Genomic DNA, 17,417 nt, shown 5'->3' on the forward strand with positions numbered 1-17,417 from the left:
CTCAGTCCTCCAGGCGGGCGAGACGATAGAAGCCGGGTGGGATGTCCGCGTCGTCCTCGTGGGTCTGGATCAGCCAGCCCTCGTCGATCAGCTCCTGAAGGTCACGCTGCCAGGTGGCGGTCCGCGCCACGCGTTCCAGTCGGACGGCGGCCACCGGCCACGGCGCCACGTTGAAGAGGTACTCGATGAGCCGGTCCTTGGGCCTGCCGCCTGTGATCTTTGCGATCAACGTGTCGTCGTCGACGACGGACTCGTCGAGTCGGTCGGCGCGCAGTCGGTACGAACGGGCCGGGCCGCTGCCCAGCGCCTCGATCTCCCAGCCGAGTCCACGCAGCTCACGGACCCGGCGGGTCCACTCCTCGATGCCGGAGACGCCCTCCAGGGCCCCCGGCGTCACCGGTTGCCCCACTCGCTGACGCAGGTACGCGAGCACGGCGGTCCGGGCGCCGCCCAGGATTTCCTGCCGCACTCCGCTGAGCGCGTCACGACCGGCGGCGAGGCAGGTGCCGATCTCGGCCGAGGTCCCCATCCACCGGGTCGCGGTCTGTTCGGCCCGTTTCGCGTCGCGTACCAGGTCGAGTGCCTCCTGCAACCGGCGTTCCAGCACGTCGAGATGCTCGGTGGTGTTCGTCTTCCTCGGCAAGGCGGTCCTCTCACTCGGCGTGGCGGGTCGACGCGGTCCGACGCCGCCACCTCGTCGCCCGCACGATCCGCCGACCGGGCCATTCACGGCGCGATGGGGCATCGCGTCGAGGTGTCGCCACAAGGGCCGTCGTCCTGCGTCGGGCGAGGTCGCCGACGGGTGGTCGTCCACCTCTCGCGGCCGTATCCGGGCACCGAGACGAGTCGGTACCGTAGTCGGCCGACACCACACCGTGGATGCTATCGCGGCTCCGCCTAGATGATCGGCCGGTACCGGTGCGTCCGGTTGGAGGCACCCGTCAGCTGATGCGGGTCCCGTGGGAGCGTGCCTCGTGCGGGAACTCCCCCGGTGGGAGCCCGGCCGGGCCGGCCCGTTCGTTCTGCAGGCGCAGTTCCTCGGCGGCCTCCGGCCAGCGGGTGATGAGGGCGAAGAGCACCACCGTGTCCAGGGCGATCATCAGCAGTGACCACCCCGGGTAGGCGCCGAGCGAGACCACCTGCGCGACGGCGTGCAGACCGATCACGACGACCGCGGCGATCCTTGCCCAGTTCTTCCCGGCGAGAAGGAACCCGCCGACGGTCAGCATGACCGCGCCGAAGATCACCAGCGCCCATCCCCAGGACGTGATGTCCACCAGGACGAAGGCGTCAGGGGTGGCGATCACCCGTTCGTCGTCGAGGAGCGCCACCATCCCCTGCAGAATGTTGATCAAGCTGTTCACGATCATGATCACGGCGGCGAAGGCGATCCATCCCGCCCATGCCCTGCTGCGTTCCTCTACCATCACGGGCCTCCCGTCCGGCCTCATGGTGGCCCGGTCACCTCGGCCGGCGGACCATCCCGGGCGGATGACCGACGCGCCCGTGGAAAGGGGGCCGCGATGGGAGAGCCGGTACGTGATCCGGGGGACGGACGGGCTCGCGCTTCGCGCAGCGCTGGGCTCCTGTGGGTCCGTTGAGATCGGCGTAATCACGCCAGGCCATCGTGTAGTCATCGGCGAGTTCACGCTGGTTGGCGTCGAAGAAGCTACCTTCGACACCCCAACGCAGGGTGCCCTTCAGTACCCGAGCGAGGTCAGCGGCGGCATGCCCGCGCAGATGAAACTCCTCCCCGGTGGCCGGGTCGGTGCCCTCCCAGCGTGCGGTGAAGTACTTGAACTACACCGCGGTCCGGCCCTCACGCCGGAACACACCATGTCGACATGGTCGCTTGTTCCCAGCCGAACCTCGAGGCGAATGTCGAGTGACGGCGCGATCTCGTGCAGCACCCCGCGATGAGCGACATCCCGCCATCCTTGCGGACCAGGCCGTGGTGACGGTACGGCTGAAGCTCTTGGTCGTCGCGGCCAAAGGCGGCAACGTCCACTTCAAGTACTCCGGTCCCTCGAACGGCGTGGTCCACGAAGGCACCGCTGACCGATCCGACGGCCGTCGCCTATCCTCGGTCCGTGGACGAGCCGGACGCGGATCTGGGCCGGCTGGAGGCCTACACCTACCTGACCGTCCCCGAGCGCGCCTCCTACCTGGCGATCATGCGCCTGTTCACCGCCTCCCTGATGACCGACCTGTCCGCACAGCAGGTCGTCGAGGAACTGGCTACAGAAGGCCACGAGATCACCCTCGACGTCGCGGTGGCCCGCCTGAACCGGCTCGTCGGCTGGGGCAACCTGCTGCCGAGTTCACACACGGTCCGGGTGAAGAGCATCGAGGAGTACCAGCGCACCCGGTCCCGCTACCAGCTGTCGGCGCTGGGTGAGCGGGTGCAGCGGCAGGCCGACGAGGTGCTGTCCAGCGCCGACGCCGCCCGGGAGATCAGCCGGGAGCTGCTCGGCCTGATCAGCCAGGGCCTCGCCGACCTGGCCGACCGGCTCGAACGACCCGGCGGTGCCGACGCCGGGGCCGCCCGGGAGACCGTCGCGACGGTGTTCGCCCAGTTCTGGACCTTCCGCGATTCGGTGCGCGACTTCTACGCCTTCCTCGGTCAGGTGCTGGCCCGCTACGACCTGGACAGCGCCGAGTACACCGGCTTCAAGGAACTTCTGCTGGACTATGTGGAGTCGATCACCGAGGAGATCGTGCTGCTGTCACCGCGTATCGAACGCCACCTGGACCGGCTGTGGCCGCGCCTCCCGGCGCTGGTGACGATGCTGCGCGAGGGCGGGCTCGCCGGGGCCGCCGCCGGGCTCGGTGTCACCGTGCAGCACAGCCGGGGCCACGACCTCGCCGACTGGGCCGGGCTGCGGGCGTGGTTCAGTGACGTCGACGGCCGGCGCAGCGAGGTCGGTCAGCTGCGCGACGCCACCATGCGGGCCCTGCAGTCGCTGCTGGCCAATGCCAAACGGATGATCCGCTCCGGCGGTCAGGGCACCTCCCGGCGGCGGGAGCTGCTGCGGCTGGCCGCCTGGCTGGACGCGGCCGACGAGGACACCGCCGCCGATCTGTTCACCGCGGCGTACGGCCTCTATCCGGCCCGGCATCTCGGGATCGCCGCCGACGCACAGCTGGTGGTTCCGGCGACCACGAGCTGGTGGCCGGAGCCCGCCGTCGACGTGCCGGTCTCGTTGCGGGAGCGGGGTGTGCGCGCGGCGCGGGGCCGGGTGTCCGGGATCGCCGATCGCAGCGCCCAGCAGCGGGCACTGATCGACCGGGCCGCCGCCGTGCAGGCGGCTCGGGCGGCGGCCGCCGCCGAACTGCTGTCCGCGGCGGCGGATCTGGGTGCGGTGCGGCTGTCGGAGCCGGCGATCCAGCTGCTGCTGGAGTTGATGGCGCAGGCGCTCGGGTCCGGGGATCCGGCGCTGGGCGATGCGGTCACCTCGAACGTCGACCTCGGGGTGCGCTGTGAGCTGATCGGCAAGCCGGGCCGGGAGACGACGGTACGTTCGGCGACCGGCGACTTCACCGCCCGCGATCTCGGCATCGCGATCACCCGCCTGGAGCCGGCCGATGGCTGACCAGCACGACATCACCCGGGAGCCGGCCGATGGCTGACGAGCACGACATCGCCTTGGAGGCCGAACGGCGCCGGGCGATCCGGGCGTTGCTCGCCGCGCCGCTGCTGCTGCCGGACAGCGACGATTTCGCCCTGGTCCGCCGGCACGCCGAGTGGCTGCGAACCTGGTTCGGAACCTTCCTCGGCTACCGCCTGGTGGTGGAGGCGGGCTTCGCACGGCTGTTCAAACCGGGCCCCGGTCCGGGACGCGGCCGGCCGCTGCTACGTCCGTCCGGCCCGTTCACCCCCCGGATGTACGCCTACCTGGCCCTGACCACGGCGGTGCTGCTGACCGCCCCCGAGCAGGTGTTGCTGTCACAGCTGGTCGCCGACATCAGGGCCGCCGCCGTCGAGGCCGGCATCGAACTCGGTGACGCCCAGCGCCCGGCCGAACGGCGTGCGCTCGGGGCGGCGCTGCGGCAGATGGTGGCGTGGTCCGGGCTGCGTGAGGAGCAGGGTTCGGTCGCCGGTTACGCCGACGACGAGCAGGCCGAGGCGCTGCTCACCGTCGACCGGGACGTCGTGGCGCACCTGTTGTCCACCGTGCCCGGCCGGGCGGCGACGCCGGAGGAGTTCGTGGTGCTGGCCGCCGACGCCGGTCCGGGCGGCTCCCGGCACCGGGTGCGGCGGCGGCTGGTCGAGGAGCCGGTGGTCTACGTGGACGACCTGGACGCCGCCGACCGGGTGTGGCTGCGCCGGGAGCAGCGCCGCGACGAACGGTCCTACCTGGACTACGCCGGGTTGCAGGCGGAGTTGCGCGCCGAGGGGGTGGCGTTGCTGGATCCGGACGAGACCCTGACCGACGTGACGTTCCCGGGTAACGGCACGGTGGCGCAGGCCGCTCTGCTGACCATCGGCGTGCTGGCCGGGCGGCTGCGCCCGGAGCCGGGATCATTGGTGGTGGGCGTGCCGGTTCCGGCCGGGATGCTCGACGAGGTCGTCGTCGAACTGGCCGGCCGTCATGCCCGCCGGTGGGCCGGCCAGTACGTGCAGGATCCGGCACTGCTGCGGGAGGAGATCGTCGCGTTGCTGGTCAGCATGGGTCTGATGGCCCGGTCGGCGCCGACGGTCGCGGACCTCGAAGCCGCGCAGGACGTTCCGGAGAGCATCGCCGAGCGGGCCGTCGACGCCCGCGGCGCGCGAGGTGGCGCACCGGAGGGCACGCTCGTCCTGCTGGCCGCCGCGGCCCGGTACGCCCCGGCTGAGGTGGTCCGGTGATGCACCCGTACCGCTATCGGCTGCACCGGGCCGGGATCTGCAACGTCTGGCAGTACGACGATCAGGTCTTCGACTTCGAGGACGGCCGGCTGCTGCTGCGCGGTAAGAACGGCGCCGGCAAGTCGAAGGCCCTGGAGCTGCTGCTGCCGTTCCTGCTCGACGGTGACACCAAACGCCTGGACGCGACCGGCGGCGGGCGCACCACGTTCCGCTGGCTGATGAGCGAGGGCGCCTCGGGCGTCAACCGGCAGGGTTTCGTCTGGCTGGAGCTGCGGCGCACCGACGAGCAGGGTACGGAGCACTTCCAGACCCTGGGTGCGATCGTGCGGTGGTCGTCGTCGACCGCCGAGGCCCGGCTGACGTACTTTCTCACCCCGGCCCGGATCGGTATCGAGGTGCATCTGGTCGAGGGCCGTCAGCCGGTGCCGATCGACCGGCTCCGCGAGATCCTCGGCGAGGGTGCGCTGATCACCGCGGCCCGCGACTATCGGGCGAGGGTGGGCCGTGAGGTGTTCGGCATCGCCGACCCGGGCCGCTACCGCAACCTGGTGCACCTGCTCTACCGGCTGCGCCGCCCCACCATCGGCGACCGGATCGAAGCCGGCCAGCTGACCACCGAGCTGGGTGAGGCGCTGCCGCCGGTCGACGACGACGTGCTCGACTCGGTGGCGCACAACCTCGACGACCTGGAGACCGTCCGCGCCGACCTGGGCCGTCTCGAAGCCACCCACAGCGCCCTGTCGGACCTGATGGGCGCCTACCGCGGCTACCTGCGCGGTGAGCTGCGCCGCCGGGTGCAGGCCGTCGACGAGGCCCTCACCCGGCTGCGGTCCCAGCGTCGCCAGGCCGGCCAGGCCGAACGGGAGGTCGCCGCCTCGGTGACGGCCGAGGAGCAGGCGCTGGGCGAGGTGCGCCGCTGGGAGCAGACGCTGCGGGAGAAGACCGCGGAGCTGCGGGCGCTGCGGGAGAGCGCCGGCTATCGGGCCGTGCAGGAGCTGGCGCAGCGGCGGCTCGCGGTGCACGCGCTGCAGTCGGCGGCGAGGTCCGCGCAGGCGGCGGCCGCCGCCGACCGGACCACCCTCGACGGGCTGGCCGAACGCCTGCGCGACGAGACCACACGACTCGCCGGCACTGTCGGCCGACTCCGCGACGGGCACCGCCACCTGCGGGAACTCGCCACCGCATCGGGCCTGGACGTCGGCCATCTGGGCGTCCTGCCGGAGCTGCGGCACCGCGGCGCGCCGGGCGACGCGTCCCTGGAGGTGGTCCAGCTCGAGTTGGCCGGGCACGAGTTCAGCGCGCACCGAACCCGGCTCGTCGCCGCGGAGGACGCCGTCCGGGGCCGGCGGACCGCGGTCACCGACGTCGACCGGCGTCTCGTCGAGGCGGAGACGGCCGCCACCGCCGCGGCCCGCGCCGAGGACGAGCGTGACCTGCTCGACGGCCAGCAGGGCGCCGCGCAGGACCGGCTCGGCCAGGTGACGGGCCAGCTCGTCGCGGCGGGACGGCAGTTCGCTGCGGCCGTACGACAGTGGTGTGCCCTGCCGGTGTGGGCCGGCGCCGACCTGACCGTGGTGACAGACCACCTGCTCGCCGAGGATCCGTTGCCGGCGGAGACGCCGGCCGAGGTGCGTGCCGCGGCCGAGGCCGCGGCACAGCCGCTGCGGGATGCGGCCGAGACGCTGCGTGACAGCTTGCGCGCCGCGCACCTCACCGCCGATCACCACCTTGCCGCGGTACGGGCGGAGCACGCCGAGTGGCTCTCCCGGCCCGATCCCGAACCGCCGCGGTCGCGGTTCCGCGCTCCCGGTGCGGTCGCGCGTGCCGGGGTCCCGCTGTACCGGTTGATCGACTTCGCCGGCCATCTCGGACCCGCCGACCGTGCCGGGCTGGAGGCGGCCCTGGAGTCCAGTGGCCTGCTCGACGCCCTGGTCACCGCCGACAGCACCGTGGCCGACCCGGTGAGCGGCGAGATCCTGCTGCGCCCCGGCACGCCGGTGCCCGGCCTCAGCCTGAGCGACGTGCTGGTGGCCGTCCCCGGATCCGGCATTCCGGACCCGATGCCGGCCTCACCCGGGGCCGGTCATGCGGACACGCCGGTGCCCGCGTTCGGGGGCGGCCTTCGGAATGAGCCGGGGATCGCCACGGTCACCGCCGTGCTGGCCTCGATCGGCTTCGGCGCGGACAGCGACGCGACCAGTTGGGTCGCCGCCGACGGCCGGTGGCGTCTCGGGGTTGCGCAGGGCGCGTGGAGAAAGCCGGAGGCCGAGTTCGTCGGCGCCACCAACCGTGCGGCGCTGCGCCGCCGTAGGCTCGCCGAGCTGGAGGTTCGCATCGGCGAACTGACCGCGGAACTCGCCGGCCTCCGCGAGCGGATCGCCGAGGTCGAACAGCGACGCCGAGACCTGACGGCCGTGCTACGCGCGCTGCCCGACGGGGCCGAGCTGCGGACCGCGTGGACGCGCCGGGACGAGGCCGAGGACACGATGGGCCGGCTGGCCCGGCAGGTCGCCGACGCCCGCCGCCGGGCCCGCGAGCTGCGCGGCGCCGCCGACGAGCGGCGCTCCCGAGCAGAATCGGCCGCCGCCGCGCATCTGCTGCCCACCGACCGTCCGCAGCTGGCTCTCGTCGAGCAGCGGCTGCGGCAACTCACCACCGACGTGCCCCGCCAGGCCCGCGACGTCGAACGGTTCACCGGTCAGCTGCGCCCCTACGAGGACCTGATCGTCCGGCACGGCGCCGCCGTGGAGCAGGCCGCCCGGACCGCCGACACCGCGCAGGTCGCCGCCGCCGAGCACCTGTCGGCCGACCAGGAACTGGCCGTGCTCGAACGGTCCCTGGGTGTCGAACCGGCCGAGATCCTGCGGCAGGAGAACGCCGCCGAACGGGAGGTCCACACCGCCGAGCAGGAACTGCCACCGGCCCGCCGTACCTACGAGGACCGCCGCGACGACCGGGTCCGGGCGAGTGGGGCCCGTGACCTGGCCCGCGAACGGCTGACCGCATTCGAACAGGCGGCTCTGGACGCCGGCACGGCACTGCCCCGGGTGCTGACCCTGCCCGGGGTACGGCCCGCGCTCGACCTGCCCGCCGATCTGCCGGCGGAGACCCCGCCCGGCACCCCGCCGGAACGGATCCGGCACCTCGACAACCTGGCCGGGCGGCTGCGCGAGGCACTCGGCAAACCGCAGCAGGACCTCGGCGAGAACGCGCTGCATCAGCGGTACACCGATGTCCGCAGTCGACTGCCCGGCGGTTTCGACCTGATCTGGGAGGACCGCGACGGGGTGAAGGTCGTCGAGATCAGCGACGACATCGGCCGCCACCCGGTGGCCGCCGCCACCGCCCGGCTCGGCGCCGAACTCGACCAGAAACGCGCCGCCGTCGCCGACCGGGAACGGCACGCCTTCGAACGGTTCCTGCTCGGTGAACTCGGCGACGCCCTGTCCCGGCAGATCCGCTCGGCCGAAGCGCTGGTCGCGGCCATGAACACCACCCTCGCCGAGGTGCGTACCTCGCACGGTCTCGGCGCCCGCCTGGTGTGGGCGCTGCGTGACGACGCCGACGCCGACACCCGCAGCGCCGTCGGCCTGCTGCGCACCCCACTGGAGCTGCGGACCCGCGAGAACAACGACCGGCTGCGGGAGGCCCTGGCCCGCCGGGTCGAGGACGCCCGCCGCTCCGACCCGTCCGCCGGGTACGCCGTCCACCTGCGCGCCGCCCTCGACTACCGCAACTGGTTCGGGTTCGCCGTCAAGGTGACCGACCAGGCCCGGCCCGACCGGGAACGGACACTGTCCGCCCGTACCGCCATGTCTCAGGGTGAACAGCGGGTGGTGTCCTACCTGGTGCTGTTCGCGGCGGCCGCCGCCCATTTCACGTCGGTCGGCGAACTGTATCCGGCGGCTCCCCGGCTGATCCTGCTCGACGACGCGTTCGCCAAGGTCGACGAGCCGACGCACGGCCGCCTGCTGGGTCTGCTCGTCGACCTGGACCTGGACGCGGTCCTGACCAGCGAACGCCTGTGGGGCTGCTTCCCGGAGGTGCCGTCGCTGGGCATCTACGAATGCCTCCGCGACCCCACCCAGCCGGGCGTGGCCACCCTGCACTTCCGCTGGGACGGCCACCGCCGAACGGTCGAGACCACATGACCCCGTACTCCCCCGCCCCGCGACCTCAGCACCGGCCCGCATGATCCCGCCCGCGGCGCTCGCCTATCTCCGCTCGCCGGCCCTCCAGCCGCTCTGGGCCGCCTGCCACGCCCGGCTGATCCGCAACGGACGTGCCGCTCGCGGTCGGCTCACCCTGACCGGCCTCGACCCGGACCAGCGCGACGCTCTCGGGCACCTGCTCGACCGGGTGGTCACCGCGACCCACACGGTCGATCTGGCGCACCTCGACCAACGGCTGCGGGCGACCGCCGCGGGCACCGGCCTGCTCGATGTGGTGGAAGCGGTGATCGGCCCGGTCCCCGACCGCCGTGCGCTCGCCTCCACCACCCAGGCCCGACGCGCCGACCTGCGCGACCACGCCACCGCCGGCCTCGACGCGGCCGGGCTGTCCGGCCAGGAATGGGCCCATCGGTGGCTGGACCAGTTGTGGCGGCAGGGCCTGCCGGCACGGCTGCCCGCCGACGAGGTCCGGCGCATCGTCGACCGGGCCGTCACCACGCTGGGCCTGACCGTCGGCGCGCACGCCCGTACGTGGTCGCGGGGCGAGCTCGCCCAGGCCGTCACCGGCAGCGCCCACGGCCTCGACGACGACACCGCCCTGACCCGTATGGTGCTGCGTGGTCTGGCTCTCGCTCTCACCGATTCCCCGGCCGTCCCGGCCGGCGCCGCCGAACGGCGGGCCCTGTGGGATGCCGCCGGGGTGGCCGGGGATACGGTCGCCACCACGGTCCTGACCTGTGGCCTGCGCCCTCAAGGTGTGCCCTGGCTGCACGAACGCGCCGACCTGGGCGCCGAGACCCACTTCACGTTGCGTGAGGTCCGCCGGCTCGCGCCGCTGCGCCTGCCGCACCGGACCGTCTACGTGTGCGAGAACCCGCGCGTGCTGGAGGCCGCTCTGGACATCGGCGCCCCGGCGCCGATGGTGTGCACGATGGGCAACCCGACCACCGTGACGCTGTCGCTGCTCGACGCGATCACCGCCGGCGGACCGGTGACCTTCGCCTACCACGGCGACTTCGACTGGCCGGGTATCGCGATCGCCGCCCGGTTCATGCGCCGCTACCCGTCCGAGCCGTGGCAGTTCACCGCCGGCGACTACCGCGAGGCCGTCGCCCGGGTCGCCCGCCACGGCACACCCCGCCATCCGCTCACCGGCCACCCGACCGACAGCCCGTGGGATCCGGCCCTCGCCGAGGCCATGACCGGAACCGGCGTCGCCGTCCACGAGGAAGCCCTGATCGAATCCCTGCTCGCCGACCTCCGCCCCCGTGAAGACCGATCGCCGAATTTCTTCGATCACACCGGCCACGCCCTCGCACCCGACACAACCTGACCCTTCAAGATCTGCAGCTGGATCGAGACGAGGTTTGCCAGGGGCATGGACGACGACTCTCGGCGGCCGCCGGATCGACAGCCGTTGGTTGATCGTTCACGACCGCGAGTAGATGCCCTTCCATCCAGCCACAGGACAGGGCGGGAGAGGCGGGCCGACTTTGAGCCGGCGTCCTCCAGCCTTGAAGGATGGCGCGACGATCCCTGCGCCACTCAACCTTTTACCCGCCGTGATTGTCACGGGCGTCCACGTCGATATACGGGTCCAGGCAGTCGACCGATCACAACTGCCTTACGTTGCAAAGTTCTTGAGTAGGTCGTACATAGTATTGCCCACGATGGCCAACGCGAGGTTGCCGCCGACGTCCAGCACTCGGCCGACAGCTGACCGGACGGCCGGGGTGTCTACATCCTCGTTTTCGACCGCCGCTTCGACAATGCGCTGCTCCCGCCATAGTTGCGGGTGCCTCCAGATCGACTCGTCGCCCAGGAGCAACTCCAGAGCTTTCAGCACGTCGATCAACTCGGCATTGCGCTGGCTGTAGTTGCTCTGTCGGTTGTCGTCACCGATCTGCACCCCATGGGCGGGGCCTTTAAAAGTGACACGAATATCACGCTTCCGGTCCATCTTTTTTCTCCTGTCCGCCTCTTTGAGGGCTGAAGGGTCGCAGTCCGACCAGACGCGACCGGCGCCGGATAGGCGAATGCCAATGTTCGCAGCGCTCGATGGAGCTTTCCTTGTCTCGTCGAGAATCGCATAAAGCCGCTGGGGTGACGAAGCCTCCACTGGCTCCAGCAGCCCCCAGAAAAAGCAAGAACGCGCAGCATGCAGGACAACATGAGCCGAAGTCCCTGGATAGCCGTCGAGGAGCGTCGCCAGGGTTGCTTTCGAGTCCAGTCTGGCTTCATCGACCATCGACTTCAAAAGCTGGGCCGATTCTTCCACGAAGTCCGCCGCGATCCCCGAATTGATCGCCGCTCGATCGATAGTTCGATACGGTCGGAACAAGGCATTGGCCGACCAATGCCAGCCGGTCGCCGTACCGTCGCTGTACGCTACTCGGATCTTGGGGCCGTCAACATACTTCGCGACACACAGCCGGAAATCCAGATCCGGTTGCCGGGGCGCTGGACGACCACGGCCAGCCTTGGGGCGGGTTTCCTCGTTCTGCCTCTTCGGGAAGATCCAGACGGGCGGCTCGATACCGGTAATCGGGCTGGCCTGCGGCATATAACCCTGCCATCGGGTGTTCCTCTGTTGCAGCTGCTCCAACGGGAGCCCGGCGCGGATTTCCGCTATACGGTCCCGCCATGGCCGCCATAGGCCGTACATCGTGAATGCCAAAGAAACGATAGCAAAGAGCGGTAGCCATTTGCCAAATTCCCGTAGCGCATATGCGAAAACGGTGTTGACGAGAAGTAGAGGCGACAAAGCAAGCAACCAAGGAAGAATATCCTCTCGGCTTTGGGGCAACGGTGTACCGGCGACGACGTCTTCGGGCTCGATTCTTTTACTATCCGCCGAGATGGAGGCCATGGAAGTCCCGTCCAGACGATCGCCAACTGACCGAACCGGCACAGTCTAACCAATGCAATCCACCCCGCGCCAAGTCAAATCTGAGACAGTTTGACACGGAACTCCAACAAGTCGATATGCCCTTTGGTCCTTTATCTGTAATCGATCAACGTCAGTGTAGTTGACAGGCGTTCGGCACTTACCTTCGCCTTCGAACGAATAATTTCGCTACGTTCGAACGGAATCTGCCCACCTCAGGCGGGGTTCACCTCGATACCTGGCTCTCCGAACAATCATCTCCTTGAGCTCGCCGTCACCAGTCAGCGAGATGTCGCCGGCGGCCCCTTGTTGTGCTTGACCCCGACCAGAACAACGTCGGAGAGGTCGACCTCTGCGCCTCAAGATGTACGCTCACGTCGAACGCCTCGGGTTCGTTCGGTGTGGCCATGCCGGCGCTGGCCGACGCGACACCGGGCCGGCTCCTGGGCGGCGCGTTCCGCCCCCGCCGGTGCGTCGGCCCTTCTCGAACGGACGCGACGCGGCCGGACAGGTCGCGCCGGACCGAGCGGCCGCACGTCGAGGCACCTCGATCGTGGTCAGTTCGAAGTCGGCAGGGCATAACCGAGGGTTGCCAGGGCCCGGCGGAACGCCGGCTCCATGTCCAGGGGTACGGCGAGATGCCGCTCCCCGATCGGCGTACACAGGCTCCGCAGTCCCCGATCGTGGCTGATCAGCGTGGCCAGCGCCGCGTCCGCACACTCCACGAGACGCACCTGCCCGAGGTCGGTCAGCCGGCCGGCCCGCTCGACGACGTCGTCCAGCAATACGGTGAGGGTGCCGGGCAGGTCGGTCTGCGCGGCCCGGGCCAGCAGGAAGTCCCCGAAGTCACCCGGCCGGCGTCCCGCGGCGGCGGCCTCGAGCAGGCTCTCCCGGCTCACCGTCCAGACGTGGTCACCGGTACGGCGGGCGTAACTCTCCAGGACCAGCAGCTCGACGGGACCGGGTCGGCCGACGGCGACCACGTCCAGGCTCGGCAGGACCTTCAAGGTCCGTTCCGGCGTCTCGGGTTCGGGCGGTACGTACGACCGGCTGACCCCCAGCACGTACGCGCCGAGGTCGTTCAACCGGATCGCCCGCAGCCCGTCGTAGCGGCTGAGCGCGGCCAGATAGTCGGCACCCCAGTTGCCGCGGTAGTCGTCGCGCGCCCCGATCGGCTCGTCGTAGGCGATGTCGATCAGTCCGAGCGTCGCCGCGTATTCGAAGACCACGGCGAGGGTGTAACGGCCCTCGACGATCTCCCACTCGCCGAATCCGGCGTAGCCGAGGCTGCCGTACTGCGGGTCCTCCAGGTAGAGCTTCCACAGCGCCGATTCGCTCCGCGCCACCCGCGGCGACCAGGCCGTCGCCTTCATCTGCCGGAAGAGGTCGTCGACGCCGACCCAGTCGCCGACGGGCTGGCCGGAGAGCGCCTCCGACACCTTCCGGCGCCGGGTCTTCGGTGCGGTCAGCACATTGGCGGCACGCTGGCCCTTGATGTTCTCTACCCGGCTGAACTCGTCGATCAGGCCCTTGGTCAGCCATGCCCGCCACAGCGACCGCAACACTCCTGCCGCCGGCTTACCGAGGGCGGCCCGGCCGTTCGCGGTCAACCGCAGTCTTCCGGCGGCGAGCTCGGCGAGGCCACCGGCCTGGATCAGCAGCGGCCACGCGAACGCGGCGATCGGCTCGTCACGGTAGAAGTCACCGGCGGACAGCACCGCGGCGACGTCGGCGACCGTCGCCGCCGCGGGCCGCCGCGTGGTCGTGCTGCATTTCAGTCGCCCCGAGTCACACAGCCGCAGCACGCTGTGTAGATCGGCTGCCGCGTACCGCTCGGTCCGGCGAACATATGCGGACTCGTGTGGTTGCTCAGCCACGCGGCCTTCTTCCCCCTCGGACGCCGGCGGACCGATGCCGACTCACACGTCGACCACGGTCCATACTCGAACCGCGAAGGGATGTTCGCCGTCCAGTGCCCTTCCAGCATGGCATCAGGCCGGCGATCCATGACGGACAGATCGTCGGGCCGGGCCCGTGCGGGCCCGGCCCGACGATCGGGTCAGAAGCGGATCAGGGGCCGGTGACCAGGTACGCGACCTGGCTGCCACTGTTCACCGTGGCTCCGGTGTTGTTGATGACGCGGTTGATCGTGCCGGTGCCGCCCAGGGACACGGTGACCATGCTGGTGAAGCGGACACCCGCCTTGTTGGGCACTTCGAAGGCGCGCTCGTTGACCACCGACGGGTTGACGTTGAAGTAGGCGTACGACCCGAGCCCCCACGCCTGGTGGTTGTTGACGGCGTCGGCGACCTTGTAGGCCGCGTATCCACGGGTGGAGCCGTTCATGTAGGCGGCCTGGTTCGGCGGGTCGTACGGCATCTCGTTCTGGTAGAAGTAGGTCCGCCCGTTCTCGCCGTTCCAGATGGTCTGGTACTTCTGATAGTGCTCGACGAACAGGCCGTAGAAGGTCATGTCGTCGCCGTTGACGATCAGGCCGGTGTCGGCGGTGTTGATGTTCCAGCCCACCGTCCCGCCGTTGCCGTGGTCGGCGCGCCAGATCCAGGTGTGGTCGCCGATCACGTCGTCGCTGTTGACCTGGAGGCTGACGGTGGCCTTGCCGGCGATCGAGCCGCCGATGCGGAAGAACACGTCGTGCAGCGAGGTCGGGTTGGCCGCGTGGTCGGTGGACGAGCCGTTCGGGCCGACCTCCATGAGCACCGGCGAGTTGGTGGTACCGGCGTCGAACATGATGCCGGCGACCTTCACCCCGTCGACGTCGGCGACCCGCATCGCGACGATACCGTTCTGCGGTACGAACGTGGCCAGACCCAGACCCAGCACGACGGTGTCGGCGCGGGTCACGTTGATGGTCTGGTTGATGTTGTACGTGCCGGGCGTGACGAGCAGGTGGTTACCGGCGGCGAGGGCGGCGTTGATGGTGGAAGCGGTGTCACCCGGCCGGACGATGTAGAACCGGCTCAGCGAGATCGACTCGCCGGCGGGGTTGCCACCGGCCCAGGTGGTGCCGCTGGTGTTGCGGCGCAGAGCGGGCACGAAGACGCGGTACGCGCCGGCGGCGTCGACGTACAGGTAGGGCTTCTCCCGTACCACCGGCGATTGTCCGATGGTGGTGTAGGGCGGATTGGGGAAGCTGGTGGCCGGGGCGCCCTGCACACCGACGAACGTCTGGTTCCAGTTGCGGCCGGTCCACGAGCCGATCTGCGAGTTGCGGGTGATCCACTGCTGCTGGGTGCCGGAGTCGATCTGCCCGTCGATCTTGCTGTCGGAGATCCAGCCGCCGGACGACCAGCCGCCGTCGGAGAGCGCCAGGTTGCCGCGGACGTGCATCCGGCGGTACGGCGCGGCCTGCGACACCGACCAGCGGTCCTGGCCACCGGTCGGGTTGACGGCCAGGCCCTCGGCGGCGCGCCAGAAGTTCTGCGTGGCGTTCTGCGAGCCGTCCGGCCACCAGTCCGCCTCGACGTGCACGCGGCCGTTGATGGTGGTCTGGCCGGGAACCAGTCCGAGGCCGGCGACCTGGGTGAAGAAGCCGACGTTCGCGTCGACGTTGTAGGTGCCGGGCTTGAACAGCAGCGCGTACCGCTGGGTGCCGAACTGGTTGGTGACCTGCTGGTTGAAGACCGTGTTGAGGCGGTTCTGGATGGTCGACGCCGCCATCGACGGGTCGAACACCGACACGTTCGGGCCGAGGTCCGGGTTGGTCACCGGGGTGTCGGTCGGCGGGGTCGTGGGGGGCGTGGTCGTACCTCCGGACAGGGTCCACCGCTGGTTGGCGGATCCGGCGCACGCCCAGATCTGCAGGCGGGAGCCGTCGGCGGTGCCGTTGCTCTGCACGTCCAGGCACTTGCCGCTGGCCTGGTTGACGAGCGCGCCGGAGGCGTTGAGCGACCACTTCTGCGTGGCGACGCTGTCATAACAGGTCCACAGGTGGGTCAGCGAACCGTCGGCGGTGCCGTTGCCGACCACGTCCAGGCACTTGCCCTGCGACTGGACCTGGCCGTTGTCGGCGAGCGTCCACCGCTGGCTGGCGACCGTGCTGTAGCAGGTCCAGATGTGAATGGCGGCGCCGTCGGCGGTGGAGCCGTTCGCAACGTCGAGGCATTTGCCGCTGCCGGCGCCGACCAGTGATCCGGCGCTGGCGGCGGAGGCGCTGGTGATGCCGAGGATGCCGAGGCCGGTGATCACGGCGGTGGAGGTGGCGACGGCCAGCAGGCGGCGCCGGCCGGATTTCGATGGGATGCCTGTCGGCGGCATGGGGACTCCCTGTGTGAACAACGGAACGTGGCGGACTTCCTGCCCGGCCGACGTAACGCAGATGGAACACTCGCGCCTTATTCATGTCAATGCGCCCGCTCGACCGCCGCAGCATATGCGCTGGTCGAAACCGGTTCCGGATCTGTTACATTGTTACATTCAGATGAAACGCAGTGATCGGACGGCAACCCCTGTGAAAAAGCGCGCGACGGTACGGCAGATCGCCGCCGACACCGGCCTGTCGATCGCCACGGTGTCCCGCGTCCTCAACGACCAGGCCAATGTGGCACCGCAGACCCGTGAGTCGGTGCTGCGTGCGGCCGGCCGCCTCGGTCATGACGGGCTGCCCCGGCGCGCCCCGGCCGGAGGCGTGTTCGTGCGCTGCCCGTACCTGCTCGACGACTATTTCGGCCCGATGGTGTCGTCCATCGTGGAGACCGTCGAGCTGCACGGGATGACCGCCGTCGTCAACGCGGGCACCGCCGCCCGGCGCCCCGGCGTCCTGACCGGCCTGCCCCGGACCGCCGGACTCGCGGGCGGGGTCCTCATCCTGCCACCGGAATCACCGGTGGACCTGGCCCGGCTCCGCGACCAGGCGTTCCCGTTCGTCGTCCTCGATCCGCGCACCAGTCCGCCGCGCGACATCGTGGCGGTGTCGAGCGCACACGTGACCGGGGCGCGGCTTCTCATGGCCCATCTCGTGGAACTGGGGCACCGGCAGGTCGGCATCATCGCCGGGCCGAAGGAGTGGCTGGTCACCACGTCTCGGATGGCCGGGTACGTGGCGGCGCTCGCCGACGCCGGGGTGCTGCCGTCGCCGGAGCGGATCCGGTTCGTCAACGAGCCGAGCATGGACAACGGCTACCGCGCCGCCGCCGAACTGCTCGATCAACCGGTACGGCCGACCGCGCTCGCCTGCTTCAACGACAAGACTGCGGTCGGTGCGCTGCGGGCGGCCCGCGAGCGGGGACTGCGGGTGCCGCAGGATCTGTCGATCGGCGGTTTCGACGACGCCGACATCGGCCAGGCCACCGAGCCGATGCTGACCACCGTCCACCAGCCGCTGGCCGAAATGGGCCGGATGGCCGTCACCATGCTGGTCCGCATGCTCAAGGGCCACGCCTTGGACGCCCGCCACGTCGAACTGGGCACCGACCTGGTCGTACGCGGCTCCACCGGCCCCATGCGCCAGGTTACGGAAGTATAGTTCCGGGAACTGTACTTCCGTAACTGG

Annotated in this window: 11 protein-coding genes; 6 read left to right on the forward strand and 5 right to left on the reverse strand. The window is 70.3% G+C overall.

The window, feature by feature from the left end; genetic code table 11:
- Position 1: 1 nt before the first annotated feature.
- Both BC793_RS37730 and BC793_RS37735 read right to left on the reverse strand, forming a co-directional pair.
- Complete coding sequence (locus BC793_RS37730) at positions 2 to 643, reverse strand: hypothetical protein (protein ID WP_109601389.1); 642 nt, start codon at positions 641 to 643, stop codon at positions 2 to 4.
- 298 nt (positions 644 to 941) lie between these two features.
- Positions 942 to 1,355 (reverse strand): DUF7144 family membrane protein, encoded by a 414-nt coding sequence (locus tag BC793_RS37735; RefSeq protein ID WP_146246640.1) that lies wholly within the window; start codon positions 1,353 to 1,355, stop codon positions 942 to 944.
- Between BC793_RS37735 and BC793_RS49195 the strand changes: the two genes are divergently transcribed.
- From BC793_RS49195 to BC793_RS37755, 5 genes are all read left to right on the forward strand, one after another.
- The gene (locus BC793_RS49195; protein WP_146246641.1) at positions 1,345 to 1,920 is read left to right on the forward strand and encodes a hypothetical protein; all 576 of its coding nucleotides are present in this window, start codon (positions 1,345 to 1,347) and stop codon (positions 1,918 to 1,920) included. The genes BC793_RS37735 and BC793_RS49195 overlap by 11 nt on opposite strands.
- Before the next feature lie 170 nt (positions 1,921 to 2,090).
- On the forward strand, positions 2,091 to 3,593 hold the full coding sequence (locus BC793_RS37740) for a TIGR02677 family protein (protein WP_158319501.1): 1,503 nt from the start codon (positions 2,091 to 2,093) through the stop codon (positions 3,591 to 3,593).
- A 29-nt stretch (positions 3,594 to 3,622) separates the two neighbouring features.
- Positions 3,623 to 4,849, forward strand: a complete 1,227-nt coding sequence (locus tag BC793_RS37745) for a TIGR02678 family protein (RefSeq protein WP_109601395.1) — start codon at positions 3,623 to 3,625, stop codon at positions 4,847 to 4,849.
- Positions 4,849 to 9,000: a TIGR02680 family protein gene (locus tag BC793_RS37750; RefSeq protein WP_109601397.1), complete on the forward strand. Its 4,152-nt coding sequence runs from the start codon at positions 4,849 to 4,851 to the stop codon at positions 8,998 to 9,000. Before BC793_RS37745 ends, BC793_RS37750 begins: the two co-directional genes overlap by 1 nt.
- Positions 9,001 to 9,040: 40 nt before the next feature.
- The gene (locus BC793_RS37755) at positions 9,041 to 10,354 is read left to right on the forward strand and encodes a TIGR02679 family protein (RefSeq protein ID WP_109601399.1); all 1,314 of its coding nucleotides are present in this window, start codon (positions 9,041 to 9,043) and stop codon (positions 10,352 to 10,354) included.
- 291 nt (positions 10,355 to 10,645) lie between these two features.
- On the opposite strand, the gene BC793_RS49200 is transcribed toward BC793_RS37755, so the two are convergent.
- The 3 genes from BC793_RS49200 to BC793_RS37770 all read right to left on the reverse strand — a co-directional run bounded on the left by BC793_RS49200 (position 10,646) and on the right by BC793_RS37770 (position 16,183).
- Positions 10,646 to 11,890, reverse strand: coding sequence for a hypothetical protein (locus BC793_RS49200; protein ID WP_146246643.1), 1,245 nt, complete (start codon positions 11,888 to 11,890; stop codon positions 10,646 to 10,648).
- A gap of 575 nt (positions 11,891 to 12,465) precedes the next feature.
- Positions 12,466 to 13,785: a helicase-associated domain-containing protein gene (locus tag BC793_RS37765; protein WP_109601402.1), complete on the reverse strand. Its 1,320-nt coding sequence runs from the start codon at positions 13,783 to 13,785 to the stop codon at positions 12,466 to 12,468.
- Between the two features lie 193 nt (positions 13,786 to 13,978).
- Positions 13,979 to 16,183 (reverse strand): ricin-type beta-trefoil lectin domain protein, encoded by a 2,205-nt coding sequence (locus BC793_RS37770; RefSeq protein WP_109601403.1) that lies wholly within the window; start codon positions 16,181 to 16,183, stop codon positions 13,979 to 13,981.
- A gap of 193 nt (positions 16,184 to 16,376) precedes the next feature.
- Here BC793_RS37770 and BC793_RS37775 point away from each other — a divergent pair, with 193 nt between their 5' ends.
- Positions 16,377 to 17,390, forward strand: coding sequence for a LacI family DNA-binding transcriptional regulator (locus tag BC793_RS37775; RefSeq protein WP_239170503.1), 1,014 nt, complete (start codon positions 16,377 to 16,379; stop codon positions 17,388 to 17,390).
- Positions 17,391 to 17,417 lie beyond the last annotated feature (27 nt).

Source organism: Actinoplanes xinjiangensis (genome assembly GCF_003148685.1).
Classification (GTDB): Bacteria; Actinomycetota; Actinomycetes; order Mycobacteriales; family Micromonosporaceae; genus Actinoplanes; species Actinoplanes xinjiangensis.

Bases quoted from the DNA above. Each gene is read 5' to 3' on its own strand.
- BC793_RS49195 (WP_146246641.1), top strand. From the start codon at position 1,345: ATGTTGATCAAGCTGTTCACGATCATGATCACGGCGGCGAAGGCGATC.
- BC793_RS37745 (WP_109601395.1), top strand. From the start codon at position 3,623: ATGGCTGACGAGCACGACATCGCCTTGGAGGCCGAACGGCGCCGGGCG.
- BC793_RS37750 (WP_109601397.1), top strand. From the start codon at position 4,849: ATGCACCCGTACCGCTATCGGCTGCACCGGGCCGGGATCTGCAACGTC.
- BC793_RS37755 (WP_109601399.1), top strand. From the start codon at position 9,041: ATGATCCCGCCCGCGGCGCTCGCCTATCTCCGCTCGCCGGCCCTCCAG.
- BC793_RS49200 (WP_146246643.1), bottom strand. From the start codon at position 11,890: ATGGCCTCCATCTCGGCGGATAGTAAAAGAATCGAGCCCGAAGACGTC.
- BC793_RS37770 (WP_109601403.1), bottom strand. From the start codon at position 16,183: ATGCCGCCGACAGGCATCCCATCGAAATCCGGCCGGCGCCGCCTGCTG.